General features: G+C 38.7%; 2 protein-coding genes. Both read right to left on the bottom strand.

Annotated features, from left to right (window positions below):
- Nucleotides 1-381: 381 nt before the first annotated feature.
- On the bottom strand, nucleotides 382-1,758 hold the full coding sequence (locus AC1DRF_RS22530) for a sigma-54 interaction domain-containing protein (protein WP_427076163.1): 1,377 nt from the start codon (nucleotides 1,756-1,758) through the stop codon (nucleotides 382-384).
- A gap of 114 nt (nucleotides 1,759-1,872) precedes the next feature.
- Nucleotides 1,873-2,627: helix-turn-helix domain-containing protein (locus AC1DRF_RS22525; protein WP_477741737.1), on the bottom strand; the 755-nt coding region annotated here is incomplete at its 5' end.

Genomic DNA, 2,627 nt, shown 5'->3' with positions numbered 1-2,627 from the left:
AAACGTGCTCCTGTTCGAAAAGATTGCCCTGAATCAAATGGAATACCCGTCACAATAAAATCCATATCTGCATTTACTTGTTCTACATACGGAAGTCTCATAAACGTTCGAGGTCCACAAAAACGCGGAGATTCAAATGAATTTTTCGGCTGATATTTTGGCATGATTTATTCCTCCTAATGGGTTTCATTCATTAGCGCCGTATCATCATTTTAGATACTGACGCTTTTTATTTAGATACTTTTTATTAATGCAAAATGCATGCCAAATTTCATCACCCTATTTCGTGCAATTATGGACGATTTTCAATTCATAATAGAATCAAAACAAAAAAACCGATTCAGTACTGACTCGGTTAATTCATTTTGAATTATATTTTCCTTATTTAATATTGTACTTTCGTAAACGTCTTACAACCGTAGGCTGACTGATTCCTAATGCATCTGCCATTTCATACGTCGTTTGACACTGACGATAAGCACGAATCAGCCAGTTTTTCTCCACTTCTGCAAGTGCTTGCTGAAGCGTCATTCCCTGAGAAGTTAAAACATCTAGGGTCTCCCATTCTTCTTTTTCACTTCTGATCTTTTCTGCATGAAACGGCAGGTCTTGAGGCGAGATACTGTTTTCATCCGTTGTTAACACGAGACGTTCAATCGTATTTTCTAGCTCGCGCACATTTCCGGGCCAATGATATTCCACTAATTGATTTAGTGCTTCTGCATGAAAAAATTTCTTCATTTTATATTTTTCATTTTGTTTATGTAACACGTGATAAAGCAGTGCCGCGATGTCTTCTTTTCGTTCGCGAAGCGGAGGAATTGTAATCGGAATAACGTGTAATCGATAAAATAAATCTTCGCGAAATGTTCCTTTTTTGATCATTTCCTCAAGCGGCTGATTTGTTGCTACAATCAGCCTGAAGTTTACGTTTTTGGATCGTTCACTTCCAACTTTGGTGACTGTTTTTTCTTGCAGCACTTTTAAAAGCTTCACTTGCATATCAAGTGGTAGCTCTCCTATTTCATCTAAAAAAAGCGTACCGTTATGAGCTAATTCAAACTTTCCTATTTTTCCTTTTGTACTTGCACCTGTAAAAGAGCCTGCTTCGTATCCAAACATTTCAGATTCAAACAAACTAGACGGAATGGCTCCGCAGTTGATTTCAATAAACGGCTCTTCGTTTCGTTCACTTCCATAGTGTAAAGCACGAGCAAARGCCGTTTTACCAACACCCGATTCACCTAGCAACACAACCGTTGCATCGCTGTCTGCCACGCGATTAATAATGGACCATACCTTTTTCATCGATTCACTTCGTATGACCATATCATTTGACTGCTGTTCCCGAAGCTCTTCCACTTCTAGCTGATATGTTTTCATTTTCACTTCGAGCTGCTGATAATCTTCTTTTAAGCGCTGAAGCTCTGTTAAATCATGTGAAAAGCTGATTACTCTTTTCATACACTGATGTTCATCATACACGGGAATACCGGTTGCCATTACAACTTTGCCCGTTTCTGTTTTTTGCATCAGCTGTACTTCTTTCTTTTTCTTTAACACTTCAATCGTAACGGAAGGTGAAAATATCCCGCGGTCTTGCAATTCGTATACGGTTTGTCCGACTAACTCTGACACGTCATACCCGTATATATCACGGCAGTTTTGACTCGCTCGTAAAATACACCCTTTTTCATCAGTGATGACGATATTGTCGTTAGAAGCATGCAAAATAGCTTCAAGCTCTCGTTCAATCATCTCAGTGCAGTACTCCTTTTTATTTAATCTGATTTTTCAAATATTTATACCTTCTATTTTATCAGTAAACTCGCTTATTCAACACAAAAAGCTCCTTTAATAGGAGCTTTTTGTTTAAGATAGCTGCTTCATTTTTTGTTTGAATAACGCTACTTTAATCATAAARTAAGTAATGTTTTCAGGTAATTCTTCTTTGATTGGTTTTAACTTTTCATCGCCTACTGAGGAAGCAGCTTCTAAAATAAGCTGTTCGTCCTCCTCTGAAAGAAAAGGTGACCAGTCAATTTCTTTTTCTTCTTCTGCGCATTTAAACAAATGATTTTCAATGGTAATGCGGCTCAATTCACGTTCAGCAGCAATTTCATCTAACGATTTTCCTTGCTGAAATAGCTCATACGTCATTAAGTGAGAGCCTTCTTTTGATGAAGCTCTTGCTTTTTTCGGAGCAGGCGCTGACACTTCTCGCTTTCGATCCGGATGTTTCTCACAAAACTGTTTGATTTCAGTCATGAATCGTTCTCCGTACCGCTCTTGTTTTTGTTCTCCCACTCCCTTTACAGTAGCGAACTGTTCAAGCGTTACCGGAAGTTTTGCACACATATCATGAAGAGTATCGTCTGAGAAAATAACAAAAGGAGGCACGCCGGYTTCGTCTGCTAGCTGCTTTCGAACGGAACGCAAATGAGCAAACAGCTCGTCGTCTTGGACAATTTGCTTCACTTCCATTTGTTCTTTTCTCATCACTTTTTCCGTACCAAGAAGTACGCCTTTTCCTTTGGCCGCTACGGATAAAGTAGGAAAGGACCCTTGTCCTACTAAAATAAACTGCTCTGAAATCAAATACTCAATAAAATCGCTCACTTCTTTAG

The sequence above is a fragment of the Priestia sp. P5_B4 genome (assembly GCF_056400385.1).
The sequence above is the reverse complement of the archived record's forward strand: the minus strand, read 5'-3'. Positions and strand labels throughout refer to the sequence as shown.